Here is a 17,247-nt window from a genome sequence, read left to right as displayed (position 1 = left end):
AGAACTGGCTATTTGCAGGTTCGCTGCGCAGTGGCCAACGAGCTGCCAATATCATGACTTTAATCCAGTCAGCAAAGCTCAATGGGCTGGATCCGTATGCCTATTTAAGTGATGTGCTGAAAAGGCTGCCGACACACAAAGTGACCCAAATTGAAGAATTACTGCCACACCGGTGGCAACCCGACCAAAATTAAAAAATAGGTATGGGGTTCAGCGGATGCTTACTTTTTATTTAGTAACTCGGTGGCATACATTGTTCAAGCGGTGCACAAGGATGAATTGGCGTAGGAGGTGGCTGTTCCTGCGTGATAGATTGTTTCGCTGGTGGCTGTGATTGTTCACGGCTATCTGCGGCATAACTGGGTGTAAGACAAATCACGAAGATAAAAACACAAAAAAATTGAGCCATAGCATCACCTTTAGACTTGAGGTGCGTACTATCAGCATAGCGCGAGAGGGGTAGGAAGAACGAGCGTAAAAATAGTAAATATGGTAAGAATTTTTATTGTTGGACTATAAAACGAAAAAAGAAGATAAAGCTTAAGCTTGATCTTCTTTTTGACCATACATCCAAGTCGCTGCGATATATACACAAAAACCAGCAACCATCAAAATACCTGTAACCATTGTCTTAGGATCTCTTCGTTTCGATGCGTGCATTATGCGAAAGTTTTATGACAGTTATATGACAAAAGTTAAATGCAACTCAATCCATATTATCTATTAATATCAAAAACTTAACAAAAATCGCAATTCATTTATGATTTTTTTATGACAAAAATCTCTAGATACATATCCAAAATGAAGGCTTTTTTGGACTAAACCATAAGCCAAGACTTGCAGTTTCAGGCTAGATATTAAACTTTCGCCCAAAACACCCACAGCAGCATTTTTTTGTCTTATAATTTAGCCCGCTAGCTATCAGCCCGCTCAAGAGATATTTGATATGACAACTATTATCAAGCAAGATGACTTGATCACATCGGTTAAAGATGCGCTTCAGTTTATTTCTTACTACCATCCACAAGACTTCATCCAAGCGATGAGCCGTGCGTATGACCGTGAAGAAAACAAAGCTGCTAAAGATGCAATCGCACAAATCTTAATTAACTCTCGTATGTGTGCAGAAGGCCACCGCCCAATCTGCCAAGATACTGGTATCGTCAACGTATTCGTTGAAGTGGGTATGGATGTTAAATTTGATTTAACCATGAGCCTAGACGATGCGATTAACGAAGGTGTACGCCAAGGTTACTTAGAAAACTCAAACGTACTACGTGCATCTGTGCTTGCTGACCCTGCATTTGGTCGTAAAAACACTAAAGACAACACCCCTGCTGTGATCTACCACAAACTTGTTCCAGGTAACAAAGTAGATATCACTGTTGCAGCAAAAGGTGGCGGTTCAGAAAACAAATCTAAACTGGCAATGTTAAACCCTTCTGACTCAATCGTGGATTGGGTATTAAAAACTGTTCCAACCATGGGTGCAGGCTGGTGTCCACCGGGTATGTTGGGTATTGGTATCGGTGGTACTGCAGAAAAAGCCATGATGCTTGCTAAAGAAGCATTGATGGAAGAGATCAACATGGACGAATTACTTCGTCGTGGTCCACAGTCTAAACTTGAAGAACTTCGTATCGAAATCTTCGAAAAAGTAAACGCGCTGGGTATTGGTGCGCAAGGTCTTGGCGGTCTTACAACTGTTCTAGACATCAAAATCAAAGATTACCCATGCCACGCTGCGGGCAAACCAGTCGGTATGATTCCAAACTGTGCTGCAACTCGTCACGCACACTTTACGTTAGATGGTACTGGTGTTGCCAACATCATCGCACCGAAACTTGAAGATTATCCTGAAGTAACATGGGATTCATCAACTTCTAAACGTGTTGACCTAGACAACATCACCCAAGAAGAAATGAATGCTTGGCAACCAGGTGATACATTATTGCTTAATGGTACCATCTATACAGGTCGTGACGCGGCGCACAAACGTATGGTTGACATGCTGAACAACGGTGAAGAGCTTCCTGTCGATCTTAAAGGTAAGTTCATTTACTACGTTGGTCCTGTAGATCCAGTAGGCGACGAAGTGGTTGGTCCTGCTGGTCCTACAACTGCAACACGTATGGATAAGTTCACTCGCCAAGTTTTAGAAGCAACTGGTCTTTATGGCATGATTGGTAAAGCAGACCGTGGTCCTGCTGCAATTGAAGCAATTAAAGATAACAAAGCCACTTATTTAATGGCTGTTGGCGGTGCTGCTTACTTAGTCTCTAAAGCAATTCGTGAAGCTGAAGTTGTCGCTTTCGAAGATTTAGGTATGGAAGCGATCTACAAGTTTGTTGTAAAAGACATGCCTGTTTCTGTAGCAGTTGACGTCAATGGTACTTCTGTACACGCGACTGCGCCAAAAATCTGGCAAGCAAAAATTGGTAAAATTCCAGTAGTAGATGCTGCTGCGCAATAATTTGTCTTAAAAAAAAGCACCCTCTTTGGGTGCTTTTTTTTACCTAAACATAACGATGCAGATGCATATTTGGGCATACACTCATGCTAACGCTTTTAGGATTGAGGCGCTTAGCTTATGTCTAAATTGATACTGGTCTTCGTGATGCTTCAACTCAGCACCGCGCTGTGGGCAAAAGACTATATTTTAGAAATCCACAATCAAACTCAAAAAGCTTTGCATTATATTTAGGTCAGTCATGTGCAAGATCACATTTGGGAAGAGGATTTACTCGATGAAAATGAATATTTAGAACGTGATGGACAACTCACCCTAACCCTCAGCGATTACCCAACACCCTATTTTGATATTCGAGCCATCGATTCAGAAGGTAATTTTTATTATCGCTATCGTGTAGATGCTGAACAAGGGCCTGTATATTTTAAAGCTCAAGACCGTGTCACCTCTACATTAACTCCAAAAAATATTCCCAATTTAAAATAAAAGCTTCAGCTGCCTTTTATCCGACAAAAATAGAATTGATCGTTTTTTAAGCATAATATATATAGTCACTGATCGGATAAAAGGCGCAGTAAGATGTCTAAGCTACTGGTTTTATTCTGTACATTATGCTTAAGTTTAAGCACGCATGCCGCAGATTTAATGCTGCGTATTCACAATCAAACCTTGTTAAATCTTCAAGCAATTTATGTCAGTCCAAGTAATAGTGGAACATGGCAAGACAATTTGCTTGCCGAAAATCAAGTCATTAAACCTAATACTACTCTCACCTTCACTTTAAAAAATTACACCACACCTTTTGTTGATGTACGCGCTATTGATGAAAGCAATGCTTTTTTATACAAATATAATGTCAATGCACGTAGTGAAAACGTAGACTTTTCAATCGAAGATAAAGTAACCAATAAAAGTCGTGACATTATGCAAAATAAAGCCTTAGAAAAACTCCTCAACCAGTCCAAATAAAAAAACGTGCCAATTGGCACGTTTTTTTAAGCTTTAACATTAGGCAGTTTTATTGACTAACTTTAAATCTGTTTTGGCTGGTTCAGAACTTTCTGTTTTGGCTTGACGCTCAGCTTTAAACTCAGGCTTAGTGCCTTCATTGATTACTGCCGCATTGACCACCACTGTACCGACATCAGTCTGACTTGGTAGATCATACATGGTTTCAAGCAAGACGTTTTCTAGAATCGAACGTAAACCACGCGCACCTGTATTACGGTCTAGCGCTTTTTTCGCCACAGCACGTAACGCAGATTCTTCAAAGACTAAATCTACATCTTCCATGTCAAATAAGTATTTATATTGACGAGTTAGCGCATTTTTAGGCTCAGTCAGAATTTGCAATAATGCATCTTCATCTAGCTCTTCTAAAGTCGCGATCACAGGCAAACGACCGATAAATTCTGGAATTAAACCAAATTTTACGAGGTCTGTTGCTTCAACTTGACGGAACAGGTCAGACAGTTTTTTGGTTTCATCTTTTTTACGCACTTCTGCCGTAAAGCCAATGCCGCCTTTTTCCTGACGCTGTTGCACGATTTTCTCAAGACCAGAGAACGCACCACCACAAATAAATAAGATATTCGAAGTATCGACTTGAATAAATTCTTGCTGTGGATGTTTACGACCACCTTGTGGTGGAATTGACGCCACCGTACCTTCAATCATTTTTAACAATGCTTGTTGTACGCCTTCGCCAGATACATCACGCGTAATCGATGGGTTTTCTGATTTACGAGTGATCTTGTCGATTTCATCAATATAGATAATGCCTTTTTGCGCTTTTTCTACATCGTAATCAGCTTTTTGTAATAGCTTTTGCACGATGTTTTCAACATCTTCACCCACATAACCCGCTTCGGTTAATGTAGTCGCATCTGCCATTGCAAACGGCACATCCAGTAAACGTGCAAGGGTTTGCGCCAATAAAGTTTTACCCGAACCTGTAGGACCTACAAGCAGAATGTTACTTTTTGCGATTTCCACTGCATCATCTTTTTTCTGACCGTTATGGGTCACTTTTAAGCGTTTGTAGTGGTTATATACCGCAACCGACAAGGTTTTTTTCGCAACATCTTGACCAATCACATATTGATCAAGCGCAGCGCGAATTTCATGTGGTTTTGGTAATGGTTTGCTTGCCCAATCACCAGCGTCAACTTGTTGGCTGGTTTGTACGAGGTCTAAGCATACGTCCACACATTCATTACAGATGTACGCGTCCTCGCCTGCAATCAGTTTCCCGACTTCAGACTGCGTTTTACCGCAAAATGAACAATGCTTTTGTCCTTGAGGATGTTCGGACATATTCACTCCAATATCTAAAAGGGAAGAACTTATGGACGTTTGCTTAACACTTCGTCCACTAAGCCGTATTCTTTTGCTTGCTGAGCAGTCATAAAGTTATCACGATCGGTATCACGTGCTACTTTCTCGTAATCTTGACCACTGTGTTCAGCCATTAAACGGTTTAGGCGTTCTTTAATAAATAAAATTTCGCGTGCATGGATTTCGATATCCGATGCTTGACCACGGAAACCACCAAGTGGTTGGTGAATCATAACACGCGCGTTTTCTAAGCAGTAACGTTTGCCTTTAGCACCAGCATTTAATAAAAATGCGCCCATTGATGCGGCTTGACCCATACAATAAGTCACAACGTCAGGTTTAATAAATTGCATGGTATCGTAAATTGCCATACCTGCAGTTACCGAACCACCCGGAGAGTTGATATATAAATGAATATCTTTATCTGGGTTTTCAGCTTCTAAAAACAACATTTGCGCCACAATTAAGTTGGCCATGTTGTCTTCAACTTGTCCTGTTAAAAAAATTACCCGCTCACGTAATAAACGTGAATAAATATCAAAAGAACGCTCACCACGCGATGACTGTTCTACCACCATTGGGACTAAGGCGTTATCAATAGTTGGAACGTACATAAGTTTAATTATTCCTAAAATTTTTTGTTACTGCACTCATAGTCACAATATGAGGGATAATTCATTAAATTGCAAAAGATTCACAAATAAATCCATGCAGTTTTTTGCATAAGTTTTGTGAAGATTGCAAAACAACAAATTGCAAAAAAAAAGGCGCTATGAGCGCCTTTTTTTCAAGCTTAACGATTAGCCTTGTTGACGAGCTTGTTGCTCTTTCAATAAGTCTTCATAGCTTACAGTTGTGTCAGTTACTTTAGCAGCAGCTAAGATGTAATCTACAACTTGGTCTTCTAAAACAACAGCTTCGATTTGCGCGCGTTGTTGTTTGTCGTTGTTGAAGTATTCGATTACTTCGTTTGGATCTTCGTAAGAAGACGCCATGTCAGCGATGTAAGCATCAACACGAGCAGCGTCAACTTCAAGTTTTGATTCAGCTAATACTTTGCTGACCAATACGCCAAGTTTAACCGCTTTTTCAGCTTGTTCTTTGAACAATTCGTCTGGAAGCATGCTTGAATCGAATGCTTTCGCGCCTTGAGCACCAAACTGTTGTGTGAACTGTTGGATCATTTGTTGACGTTGACGTTCAATTTCTTGCGTTAACATTGCTTCTGGAACTTCGATTTCGTTCGCAGCAACAAGTGCATCAAAAGTTGCGCCTTTTACTTGGTTACGAAGACCGTTAGTTACTTCGCGTTCCATGTTTTTACGTACGTCAGCTTTAAGTTTTTCAACGCCTTCTTCTTCAGATACGCCAAATACTTTTAAGAATTCAGCATCGATTTCTGGAAGCTTTTGTTTTTCAACTTGTTTCACAGTGATTTTGAACTGTGCAGCTTTACCCGCTAAGTTCGCAGCTTGGTAGTCTTCTGGGAAAGTAACTTCGATTACTTTCTCTTCGCCTTTCTTCATACCGATGATGCCATCTTCGAAGCCAGGGATCATACGACCTGAACCTAACACAAGTTTAAAGTCTTCAGCAGAACCGCCTTCGAACTTCTCGCCATCAATTGAACCTTCAAAGTCGAAAGTTACTTGCATGTCTTTTTTCGCCATGCCTTTCGTGTCAGCCCAACCAGCGCGTTGCTTTTGTAGGTTTTCGATCATTTGATCAACGTCTTTGTCGTTTACAGTCGCAGCTTTACGCTCTACTTCTAAACCTTCAAATTTAACGTCAACTTCTGGATAAACTTCAACAGTCGCTTCGTATACAAGCGCGTCGTCTTTCATCTCAGTTTTTTCAATGTTTGGCATACCAACAGCATTGATTTTTTCTTGTTGGATTGCTTCGAAAACTGTTTCACGAATGATGTCGTTAACAACTTCTTGGTAGATACCCGCGCCATATTCACGACGTACAACGTTTACAGGCACTTTACCTTGACGGAAGCCGTTGATCTTTACAGTTTTGGCAGTGCGTTTCAAGCGAGCTTCAAACTGCTCGTTAATACGGCTCGTCGGTACAGATACATTTAAACGACGGGCAACGCCCGAAACCGCTTCAGAAGTTACTTGCATGGCTTCCTCGATATTTTAGTGAAAGGGTTTAAAAAAATGTGCCACATTATATGCCAACATTTCAATATATACAAAACCGCATTTTTCAGGGGCAATTTTTCTATTTAATTGAGGTGGATTCTTAATTTTCAAGGCCATTTTGCTGGGATGATCCCTTATTTTTTGTACTATTTTGATTGCAAATGATAAATATTATCACTAATATCCTGGTTAATTTTGAGCAACTGCTCTAAAACGTACCCAATATATACGGAAATTAGCCATGCATCATTTCAACCTTCGCCCTCTTACGTTTGCGATTCTTGGGATTATAGCGACACCAGCAGTTGCAAACACCGCACAGCCAGCCACTCAAACACAACAACTCGAAACTATTGTGGTATCAGCAGCGGGTTTTGAACAAAACTTAAAAGATGCACCTGCTTCAATTAGCGTAGTGACCAAAGAAGATATTGAAAAGAAAAACGCAACCAGCATTGCAGACTTGTTAGCAGATGTACCAGGGATTGATATTCGTGATGGTGTAGGTAAAACATCAGGCTTAAATATCAAAATGCGTGGTTTAGGTAATGAATACAGTTTGATTCTGATCGACGGTCGCCGTCAAACCACTTCAGCTGATGTAACGCCTAACGGTTTTGGTGAAGCATCTAATGGCTACTTACCGCCATTGGCAGCCATTGAGCGTATTGAAGTGATTCGTGGTCCTATGGCAACCCGTTATGGCTCAGAAGCCATGGGCGGTGTGATCAACATTATTACCAAAAAAGTGAGTGATACTTGGGGTGGTAATGTCACTGTAAGTGGCAATGTAATGGAACATAAAGGCGAAGCTGACTCTGCAAAAACGAGCTTTGTTGTTAATGGGCCTTTAATTCAAGACAAACTTGGTCTACAACTACGTGGTTCTTACTTAGACCGTCAAAAATCTGAGCGTATCCCTGGCACTTCAGGTCGTGACCCACGTCCAAGTGAAGCAGACATTTACGATTTTGGCGGTAAATTATCATTTAACCTAGATGATCAAAATAGCTTATGGATTGATGGTTTCCAGTCGAGCCAAAACTATAAAAACCACGATAGTCGCTTAGGTAATATTGACACACCAGCACGCGCCAATGGCTATAAAGACCAACTTGAATTTAATCGTCAACAAATCGCCGCAGGTCATGAAGGTAATTATGACTTTGGTAAGTGGTCTTCTTATGTCAGCCACACACAAACCGAAACTGTCGGGCGTACTATTCCGCGTAATACTTTCCCAGGTAATGTTGCTGCAGGCAGTGACCGTACTCTAGAAAATACTGACTTTGTAGCTGATACACATATTGTGATGCCTATCGCTAATCACAAAGTGACCATGGGTGCTGAATATAAAGAAGCAGAAATTGCTGATGATTTAGCAGGTATTGGCGCTAAATTTAAGAAAGATTCTTTGTCTTTTTACGCTGAAGATGAATGGCGTATTGTCGACCAACTCGCATTAACCATTGGTGGACGCTACGAAGACCATTCTGGTTTTGGTGGTCAATTCAGCCCACGCGCTTATTTGGTTTGGAATACCAATGACAATTTAACAGTAAAAGGTGGCGTGAGTACCGGTTATAAAGCCCCTTCTGCCAAAGACTTACATAACGGTGTGATTAGTGTAAGTGGCCAAGGCGAAACCTTTGGTGTGGGCTCACCTAACTTAAAACCAGAAGAATCTATCAACTATGAATTTGGTTTTAACTATAACCGCGGTGGTTTAGATCTGACCACAACACTATTCTTTAACCAAATTGAGAATCTGATTACAACAGGTCCTCAAGTATGGAACTGTTATTCAGCAAGCAATCCAAATCAAGCAGGCTGTATTAGCTACGGTTCGCATATTACCCAAGAGGCTTTTGAACCTAAAATCAATGCCAATGAGGCAGAAACTAAGGGTGTTGAAGTTAGCTTGAAATATAATATTATTCCAGAATGGGATATTAAAGCTGCTTATACCTATATGGAAAGTGAGATTACCAAAGGTGAAAATAAAGGTTCTTACTTAAATAATGTGCCAAAAAATGCCTTGAATGTGACCTCTACTTGGCATATCAACCCTGCACTTGATGTATGGTTACAGCACGAATATAAATCAGATCGTAAACGTTATAGTACTGAGGAAACCGTAGGTGACGCAGGTCTTATTTATGCGGCAACAGGTAACAAGCTCAAAGGTTATAATTTGTTTAATTTAGGTGCAAGTTACAGCGTCAACGATCAATTACGTTTTAACGGTTCAGTAAATAACTTGTTAGATAAAGACTTTAGTGGCAATACCAGCTATATCAATAGTCTAGGTGAAGAAGCAAGCTACTATGACTATATGACCATTGGTTCAAGTATGTCAGGGACATATTTAGCAGGTCGTAACTACTGGTTATCAGTCTCTTATGACTTCTAAGCCTTTATCATCTTGCTTAAACGCTGTAGGTCATATTTACAAATATATAAACCACTGCACAGCAAAAAAGCTAAATTAAAAATCCCAATTAAAAACCCTGCTTAGGCAGGGTTTTTCTATTTTTATTAAATACAAATACTTATTTATTTTTTGTTACATTATTACATTTAATTTGCCATTTTATCTTAATATGAGAATCGGCATTTCCAATTTTAAAGTACTGTGAGAAATAACAAGAATTATTATTATTCGCAAACACAATATTTGCTTTTGCTGAGTAACACATGGCCTTCATAAAAAACCGTAAGAAAATTGTTTCATCAGCGCTGCTTTCTGTCATGGCAAGCGCAACAATGGCTGACGAAGTCGCGTTAGATACAATTCACACTCAAGCGGAGGCTGAATCTCAAGCAAGCTTCAAAGTGGAACAATCTAAAAATTCTAAATTTGTCGCTCCCCTACTCGATACCCCTAAATCTGTTGCGGTGATCTCAAAACAGCTCATGCAAGATACGCAAGTTACCAGTCTTACAGATGCTTTACGTACTGTACCTGGTATTACCTTAGGTGCAGGTGAAGGTGGTAATCCAAATGGTGATCGTCCATTTATTCGTGGTTATAATTCTGAAAGCTCTATGTATGTGGATGGAATACGTAGTGCAACTTCACAAAATCGTGACATGTTTGCCGTCGAGCAAGTGGAAGTCACCAAAGGTTCTGCCTCAGCGATGGGCGGTGCAGGGACCACAGGTGGTAGCATCAACATGGTCTCTAAAGTTGCCAAAGCTGGCGATGCTTTAGAAGGTTCAGTTGCTGCAGGTACTGACAACTATCAACGTATTACTTTAGATGCCAATAAAGATTTTGGTAATGGTATTGCCGCTCGTGTGGCAGTGTTGGGGCACCATAACGAAAAAGCGGGTCAAAGTGACGGTGCTGAATATAAACGTGCGGGTATTGCGCCAAGTATTAGTTGGGGTCTAGAGAGTGATACCCGCGGAACTTTAAGCTATTACTACCTGCAATCTGACGATACACCAGATGCTGGCGTACCATTTAATTATACTAAAAACCCAATTACAGGTAAAAATGGTACTTATGGCAAACCGGTACAGGTTCCACAAGGCATCTACTACGGTTGGTTAGATCGTGATTTCCAGAAACAAGAGAACCATATTGGTAGCTTAAAGCTTGAACACGACCTAAATGAGCAACTGACCATCAGCAACACAGCAGTATATAGCCGCTCTAAAAATGATTATATTTGGGCACAGCCTGATGATTCAAAAGGCAACGTAGTTAATGGTCAAGTATGGCGTCGTGCGAATTCACGTATTACTGACACCACCACCTTTACCAACCAATTGGCACTGACAGGTAAATTCAAGACTGGTACACTCAGCCATAAGTTCAATATGGGTGCTGAATACAGCAAACAAGAAACAGACAAAGGTAACTATAGCATCAGCTCGGCAAGTGGTTCGGCGATCGATACCAATGCTTGTAAATTGGGCTTAGGTGCTGCATCCAATGGTTGGTGTACATCATTATATACGCCAAATTCACATGATGCCTTTAACGACATTATTAAAGCCAATCGTGCAACAACCTATATCAACACCGATTCAAGCTCTGTTTACTTGCTCGATAACATAGAAATTAACCCACAATGGTTACTTGATTTAGGTGTACGTTGGGACGAGTTTAATACCAAAGGTAGCGTGACTGAACGTGGTTCATCTACTCCAGTCAAAGTCAGCAATAAAGATGACTTTATTAACTATCAAATTGGTTTGACCTATAAGCCAGTTGAACGAGCTGCGATCTACGCAAGCTTTGCGACTGCCTCAAATCCAGTCGGCGATTTTGGTGATGGCTCAGAAAGTATTTCTGTTGCATCTCAAAATTTAAAACCTGAAGAAGTTCGCACCATGGAACTGGGGAGCAAATGGGATTTATTTGATCGTCGTGCCAACTTCACAGCTGCAATTTTCCGTACAGAGAAAACCAATACCCGTGTCAACGATGATGAAAGTATTAGCCGTAACATTGGTGAAACGCGTGTTGATGGTATTGAGTTAGGTCTAAGCGGTAACATCACTGATGCTTGGGCTGTGTCTGCGGGCTATACCTATTTAGATGCTGAAATTATTGATGGCGGCTATGTATCAGGTTCACCAACAGGCTCAGTAAATGGCAACCAAACGCCAACCACACCAAAACACAGTGCAACTCTTTGGACCACCTATGCGATTGACTCACAGTTCACATTGGGGGCAGGTGCAACCTATATGGACAAAGTCTATGCGGACAATACCAACTACCGTTGGGCACCAGCCTATACACGTTTTGATGCCATGGCACGATACAATGTCAATCAAAATGTCGATTTACAATTAAACCTTAATAACTTATCGGACAAACGTTACTTCACCAAACTCAGCTCACCACACTACACCACCGAAGCTGAAGGTCGTAACGCAGTGTTATCGTTAAACTTTAAATATTAATATGTAATCCATTAACATAGCCTCATTGATGAGGCTATGTTATTTATGATTCATGAACATTCAATGCTGCGTGGAACAATACTGTGCTACACCATATTCCAAACATTTTAACCAAACAACAAGTTCAATTTATCCATCAAGAAATGCACAAAGTTGAATGGGTCAATGGCAAGCTTACTGCAGGCACTTTGTCAGCGACTGTTAAGCAAAACCAACAACTTCCAGAAGATCACCCCCTTACCCATCAGTTAAGTACGCTTATTTTAGAAGCTCTTGGACAGCATCCCTTATTTTTATCGGCTGCCCTGCCACTTGATATTATTCCGCCGCTATTTAATCGTTATGAAAACAACGAGGCATTTGGCTTTCATGTCGACAATTCCATTCGTCGTATTCGTGGCAGCCAACAACGCTTACGCACCGATTTATCTTGCACGCTGTTTTTAAGTGAGCCAGATGAATATGAAGGGGGTGAATTGGTGATTGAAGACACCTATGGCTACCATGAGGTCAAACTTCCTGCGGGTGATTTAATTTTATATCCAGCAAGCAGTTTGCATGAGGTCACACCTGTCACCCAAGGTTGCCGTACAGCGTCGTTCTTTTGGCTACAAAGTATGATTCGTGATGATGCAAACCGACACATGCTGTTTAATTTAGATCAAACGATTCAAAGCCTACGTGTCGAACTTGGCGATCAACATGCCGAGGTCATGAAATTGACCAATCTTTATCATAACCTAATGCGTAAATGGGCCGAAGTTTAAGTTGTGCTGGCAGGATAAAGACTCGAGCCCGAGCCTTGCAACTCGCTTAAGCAATAAGCATCACCATGCAAAAAAAATTACGCCTATATGTATGATGAGGAAAAGTAGCGCTCTGATTTTCAAGCAAGATGAAAATTTTTACTACAATATACTAATTATCAGAAAATCTTTATTAGCATACGACTAAAATCCATAGAAAAAGCAAAAACTTTTCGGTTTATCTGGATTAAACTTTAAGTTATAGATTTATAAGGTATAAAAAAGGTAAAACTAAGTCGTAAAATTTATTCAGATTTTTTTACGAAATTAGCAAAATCTTAGCCTTGTAAAGCAGATAAATAGACACAATCTATATGGTAATGATCATTGTATTTTAAGCAGCGCAATGATTTTTACACAAGGAGTTATCTCATGATGTTGGCTGATCCAAGTAAAAAATACCGTCGCATGTATCAACGTGTTGATCTACCTGACCGTCAATGGCCAAATAACGAAATTACAAAAGCGCCTATTTGGATGAGCACCGACTTACGTGACGGTAACCAAGCGATTTTTGAGCCAATGGATATTGAGAAAAAATTCAAAATGTTCCAAATGTTGGTGAAAATCGGCTTTAAACATATTGAAATTGGTTTCCCATCAGCATCGCAAATTGACTTTGACTTCACGCGTAAATTGATTGAAGAAGGTCATATTCCAGATGACGTTTACATTGAAGTTTTAGTCCAAGCGCGTGATCACTTGATTCAACGTACTTTTGAATCATTGCAAGGTGCCAAACGTGCCATCGTGCATATCTATAACTCAAACTCACCGACTTTCCGTGAGAAAGTGTTGAATGTAGATGTAGCAGGCGCGAAACAGCTCGCGATTAATGCAGCAACGAAAGTCAAAGAATACGCAGCCAAACAACCTGAAACTGAATTTGTATTCCAGTACTCACCAGAATGTTTCTCAGCCACTGAATTAGAAGTCGCTAAAGACGTCTGTGATGCTGTCACTGAAATTTGGGAAGCGAGTCCTGACAATAAAGTCATTTTAAACTTGCCTGCAACTGTGGAAGTTTCTGGTCCAAACGTGTATGCCGACCAAGTGGAGTGGATGCACCGCAATTTATTACGTCGTGATGGCGTGATCATTTCGGTTCACTGTCATAATGACCGTGGCTGTGGTATTGCGGCTTCTGAGCTTGCGATTATGGCAGGTGCAGACCGTGTCGAAGGCTGTGTCTTTGGTAACGGTGAACGCACAGGTAACGTCGATGTTGCTGCGATTGCATTAAACATGTACACCCAAGGTGTTGCACCAAATCTTGATTTCTCAAATATTAATGAAATCATTGCTACCGTTGAAGAATGTACAGGTTTACCTGTACACCCACGTCATCCGTATGCTGGTGATTTAGTCTTTACTGCATTCTCTGGTTCACACCAAGATGCGATTAAAAAAGGCTTTGAGTTCCAAAAAGATCAAGAAATTTGGGATATGCCGTACTTACCAATCGATCCAAAAGATTTAGGTCGTGATTATGACGCGGTGATTCGCGTGAACTCACAGTCTGGTAAAGGCGGGATTGCTTACTTGTTAGAATCAAATTACAACGTGACTTTGCCGCGTCGTTTACAAATTGAATTCTCACAAGTGGTACAACAAGTTGCCGATGATGAAGGCATTGAAGTCAGTGCACAACAAATTTGGAACTTGTTTAAAAAGACCTATGTAGCTGCTAAAGACGCGCATTACTCTGCCAAAAACTACCGCTTACATGATGAAAATGGCAAGCAAGTGATTGAGCTTGATATTGAAGTCAACGGTCAAACCCAGCAATTACGTGGTGAAGGTAACGGTCCAATCTCTGCGATTTTAAATGCACTACAATTGCCAATTGACGTATTAAACTACGAAGAACGTAGTATTAGTGCCGGTGCACATGCCAAAGCTTTGGCTTTAGTTGAGTTACAAGTGCAAGGTACAGGTAAATCAGCATTTGGTGCTGGTGTACATGACAATATTGTCACTTCTTCAATTGAAGCAATTATTGCCTGCACCAACCGCTTGATTGAACAAGGTGTTTTAAGTACTGAACAAGTGGTTGCTGCTGCTGTTTAAAGCGAAACAATAAAGCCCTTTATGCAAGGATACCCCAGTGGTATCCTTTTCTGCGTTTACTCTAAAGATTTAAGGCGAATTATTCCCGTGTCTTTCCCAGCTGACTCCGTGGGTCTTGTTACCCCACAAAAGTTTTCCTTTGAAGAGCCGTTAGAGCTCGAATGTGGTCGCGTATTACCACGTTTTGATTTAATGGTTGAAACTTACGGTACTTTAAATGCCGATCACTCCAATGCAATTTTGATCTGCCATGCCTTGTCTGGTCATCATCACGCTGCGGGCTATCATCATGAAGATGACAAAAAACCGGGCTGGTGGGATGCATGTATTGGTCCAAACAAAGCCATTGATACTAATAAATTCTTTGTTGTGGCATTAAACAACATTGGCGGCTGTCATGGTTCGACTGGCCCAACTTCGCCAAACCCTGAAAATGACAACCGTCCTTATGGCCCAGATTTTCCTTTGGTCACTGTACGTGACTGGGTGAAGACCCAAGCCATGCTGTCAGACCGTTTAGGCATTGCCAAATGGTATGCCTTAATTGGTGGTTCACTAGGCGGCATGCAAGCCCTGCAATGGACAGTAGATTATCCTGAGCGTATGCAAAAATGTGTCATTATTGCCAGTGCACCTAAACTTTCTGCGCAAAATATTGCCTTTAACGAAGTGGCGCGTCAGTCGATTTTGTCTGATCCAGATTTTCATGATGGTCGTTATCTCGAAAATGATAGCTATCCAAAACGTGGCTTAATTTTGGCGCGTATGGTGGGTCATATTACTTATCTTTCTGAAGAAGCGATGAAGCAGAAATTTGGCCGCGACTTAAAGTCAGGCAAATTTATGTATGGTTTTGACGTTGAATTCCAAGTCGAAAGCTATTTACGTTATCAAGGTGAGCAATTTAGCCGTAACTTTGATGCCAACACTTATTTAATTATGACCAAGGCTTTGGATTACTTTGATCCTGCGCGTGAATATGAGCAGTCTTTAGTCAAAGCCATGGCACAAACCAAATGTCAGTTCCTGTTGGTGTCTTTCACTACAGATTGGCGCTTTACCCCTGCCCGCTCGCAAGAAATCGTCGATGCATTAATTAGTAACAATAAACCTGTCAGCTATTTAGATATTGATGCTGAACAAGGGCATGACTCATTCTTGTTCCCAATTCCTTTATATGTGAAATCGTTACGTGCCTTCTTAGGTGGCAAGGAACATCTTCAAGCAACCAAGGAGAGCGTGTAATGCGTATTGATCAACAACTTGCCGAAAAGTGGATTAAGCCGGGTTCGCGCGTTTTAGACTTAGGTTGTGGTGAAGGTGAATTGCTCGAACACATGAGCAAAAAACACAATATTCGCGCTTATGGACTGGAAATCGATCAAGAAAAGATTGCAATTGCGATTAGTCGCGGGTTAAATATTATCCAACAAGATCTAAATCTTGGCTTAAGCCGTTTTGCCGATCAATCTTTTGATTACGTCGTGATGGCTCAAGCATTACAAGCAGTGGATGCACCAGACGTGTTATTACGCGATATGGTACGTGTGGGTAAACAGGCGATTATTACTTTTCCTAACTTTGCGCATTGGAAGACTCGTTCTTTCTTGGCGTTAAAAGGTAAGATGCCAGTTTCTGACGCGCTGCCGTATATGTGGTACAACACGCCCAACATTCATTTATGTACTTTCCGTGATTTTGAAGCATTATGCGAAGAAAATAATATTCGAATCATTAATCGACTCGCCGTAAATGGGGATCAGCAAGGTAGTCTGCTGAGTAAACATATCCCGAACTTGTTTGGTGAAGTCGCAATTTATCGGGTGAGCGCTCTATGAAAAAAATATTAATTAGTGGTTTATTTCTGGGACTGTTTAGCCTGCAAGCCAATGCAGATTATGTTTCACCAAGTAACTCTATTTCTAACCAAGCTGCACGTTATTCCGTTATGGATGTAGCAAGTTTAAGTCAAGCGGCAAAATCGGGGCAAGCTGGTGCACAATTTTATTTGGGTACCAAATACGAATATGGCAAAGACGTTAAACAAGATGATAAACAAGCCTTTGCTTGGTATAAATCAGCCGCAGATCAAGGTTTAACTGCCGCACAGCTCAATGTCGGTCGTATGCTGATTGATGGTAAAGGCACCTCTAAAAATGAAGCTTTAGGGCGTCAGTATTTAGAAAAAGCTGCTAGTCGTGGCGATAACCGTGCCAGTTTTAACCTTGCTATGCTAGATGAGAAAAAACGTAACTTTATTGGTGCATATCAATGGTATGAACTTTCTACCCGTGATGGCATGCTCGACAATAAAGTAATTAGCCTTTCAGAAGGCAAAAAAACCGCTTTAGCCGCTAATTTAACTCAAGAACAGATCCGCCAAGCACGCGACCGTGCCGACCGCTGGATTCAGGGTTTATAAACGAAAAGCACCTTCGGGTGCTTTTTTATTGCCTTATTAAAATCAGGTACACTAAAGCAAATTTTC

At 40.9% G+C, this 17,247-nt stretch carries 15 protein-coding genes; 11 read left to right on the top strand and 4 right to left on the bottom strand.

Going from position 1 to position 17,247, the window contains the following annotated elements:
• A partial coding sequence (locus CYK47_RS06430) for a transposase domain-containing protein (RefSeq protein WP_164709117.1) occupies positions 1 to 194 on the top strand: 194 nt, incomplete at its 5' end.
• Between the two features lie 38 nt (positions 195 to 232).
• Here CYK47_RS06430 and CYK47_RS15460 read toward each other — a convergent pair.
• Positions 233 to 409 (bottom strand): hypothetical protein, encoded by a 177-nt coding sequence (locus CYK47_RS15460; RefSeq protein ID WP_164709158.1) that lies wholly within the window; start codon positions 407 to 409, stop codon positions 233 to 235.
• A 537-nt stretch (positions 410 to 946) separates the two neighbouring features.
• Between CYK47_RS15460 and CYK47_RS06425 the strand changes: the two genes are divergently transcribed.
• The 3 genes from CYK47_RS06425 (at position 947) to CYK47_RS06415 (ending at position 3,439) form a co-directional block, all read left to right on the top strand.
• Entirely contained in the window at positions 947 to 2,473 is a 1,527-nt protein-coding gene (locus CYK47_RS06425; RefSeq protein ID WP_122900005.1) for a fumarate hydratase, read from the top strand.
• A 240-nt stretch (positions 2,474 to 2,713) separates the two neighbouring features.
• Entirely contained in the window at positions 2,714 to 2,956 is a 243-nt protein-coding gene (locus CYK47_RS06420) for a hypothetical protein (RefSeq protein WP_122900004.1), read from the top strand.
• 93 nt (positions 2,957 to 3,049) lie between these two features.
• Positions 3,050 to 3,439: a hypothetical protein gene (locus tag CYK47_RS06415; RefSeq protein ID WP_122900002.1), complete on the top strand. Its 390-nt coding sequence runs from the start codon at positions 3,050 to 3,052 to the stop codon at positions 3,437 to 3,439.
• A gap of 39 nt (positions 3,440 to 3,478) precedes the next feature.
• Here CYK47_RS06415 and clpX read toward each other — a convergent pair whose 3' ends face one another.
• The 3 genes from clpX to tig all read right to left on the bottom strand — a co-directional run bounded on the left by clpX (position 3,479) and on the right by tig (position 6,939).
• Entirely contained in the window at positions 3,479 to 4,786 is a 1,308-nt protein-coding gene (clpX, locus tag CYK47_RS06410) for an ATP-dependent protease ATP-binding subunit ClpX (RefSeq protein ID WP_122900000.1), read from the bottom strand.
• A gap of 29 nt (positions 4,787 to 4,815) precedes the next feature.
• Complete coding sequence (gene clpP / locus CYK47_RS06405) at positions 4,816 to 5,421, bottom strand: ATP-dependent Clp endopeptidase proteolytic subunit ClpP (protein WP_122899998.1); 606 nt, start codon at positions 5,419 to 5,421, stop codon at positions 4,816 to 4,818.
• A gap of 186 nt (positions 5,422 to 5,607) precedes the next feature.
• On the bottom strand, positions 5,608 to 6,939 hold the full coding sequence (gene tig / locus CYK47_RS06400; protein WP_122899996.1) for a trigger factor: 1,332 nt from the start codon (positions 6,937 to 6,939) through the stop codon (positions 5,608 to 5,610).
• 262 nt (positions 6,940 to 7,201) lie between these two features.
• Here tig and CYK47_RS06395 point away from each other — a divergent pair, with 262 nt between their 5' ends.
• The 7 genes from CYK47_RS06395 (at position 7,202) to CYK47_RS06365 (ending at position 17,181) form a co-directional block, all read left to right on the top strand.
• The gene (locus tag CYK47_RS06395; protein ID WP_122899994.1) at positions 7,202 to 9,373 is read left to right on the top strand and encodes a TonB-dependent receptor domain-containing protein; all 2,172 of its coding nucleotides are present in this window, start codon (positions 7,202 to 7,204) and stop codon (positions 9,371 to 9,373) included.
• Between the two features lie 284 nt (positions 9,374 to 9,657).
• Positions 9,658 to 11,883 carry a TonB-dependent receptor gene (locus CYK47_RS06390; RefSeq protein ID WP_122899992.1) on the top strand — a complete coding sequence of 742 codons (2,226 nt, stop codon included), beginning with the start codon at positions 9,658 to 9,660 and terminating at the stop codon, positions 11,881 to 11,883.
• A gap of 83 nt (positions 11,884 to 11,966) precedes the next feature.
• Positions 11,967 to 12,650 (top strand): Fe2+-dependent dioxygenase, encoded by a 684-nt coding sequence (locus CYK47_RS06385; protein ID WP_122899990.1) that lies wholly within the window; start codon positions 11,967 to 11,969, stop codon positions 12,648 to 12,650.
• Between the two features lie 411 nt (positions 12,651 to 13,061).
• Complete coding sequence (leuA, locus tag CYK47_RS06380; protein ID WP_122899989.1) at positions 13,062 to 14,759, top strand: 2-isopropylmalate synthase; 1,698 nt, start codon at positions 13,062 to 13,064, stop codon at positions 14,757 to 14,759.
• Positions 14,760 to 14,846: 87 nt separating this feature from the next.
• Positions 14,847 to 16,004: a homoserine O-succinyltransferase MetX gene (gene metX / locus CYK47_RS06375; protein ID WP_122899987.1), complete on the top strand. Its 1,158-nt coding sequence runs from the start codon at positions 14,847 to 14,849 to the stop codon at positions 16,002 to 16,004.
• A complete protein-coding gene (gene metW / locus CYK47_RS06370; protein WP_122899985.1) occupies positions 16,004 to 16,597 on the top strand; it encodes a methionine biosynthesis protein MetW in 594 nt (197 codons plus the stop codon). Before metX ends, metW begins: the two co-directional genes overlap by 1 nt.
• Positions 16,594 to 17,181 carry a tetratricopeptide repeat protein gene (locus CYK47_RS06365; protein ID WP_122899983.1) on the top strand — a complete coding sequence of 196 codons (588 nt, stop codon included), beginning with the start codon at positions 16,594 to 16,596 and terminating at the stop codon, positions 17,179 to 17,181. Before metW ends, CYK47_RS06365 begins: the two co-directional genes overlap by 4 nt.
• Positions 17,182 to 17,247 lie beyond the last annotated feature (66 nt).

Origin of the sequence: Acinetobacter sp. B51(2017), assembly GCF_003711395.1 — a bacterium.
Taxonomy (GTDB): Bacteria; Pseudomonadota; Gammaproteobacteria; order Pseudomonadales; family Moraxellaceae; genus Acinetobacter.
This window is presented reverse-complemented; position numbering and strand designations above follow the sequence as displayed.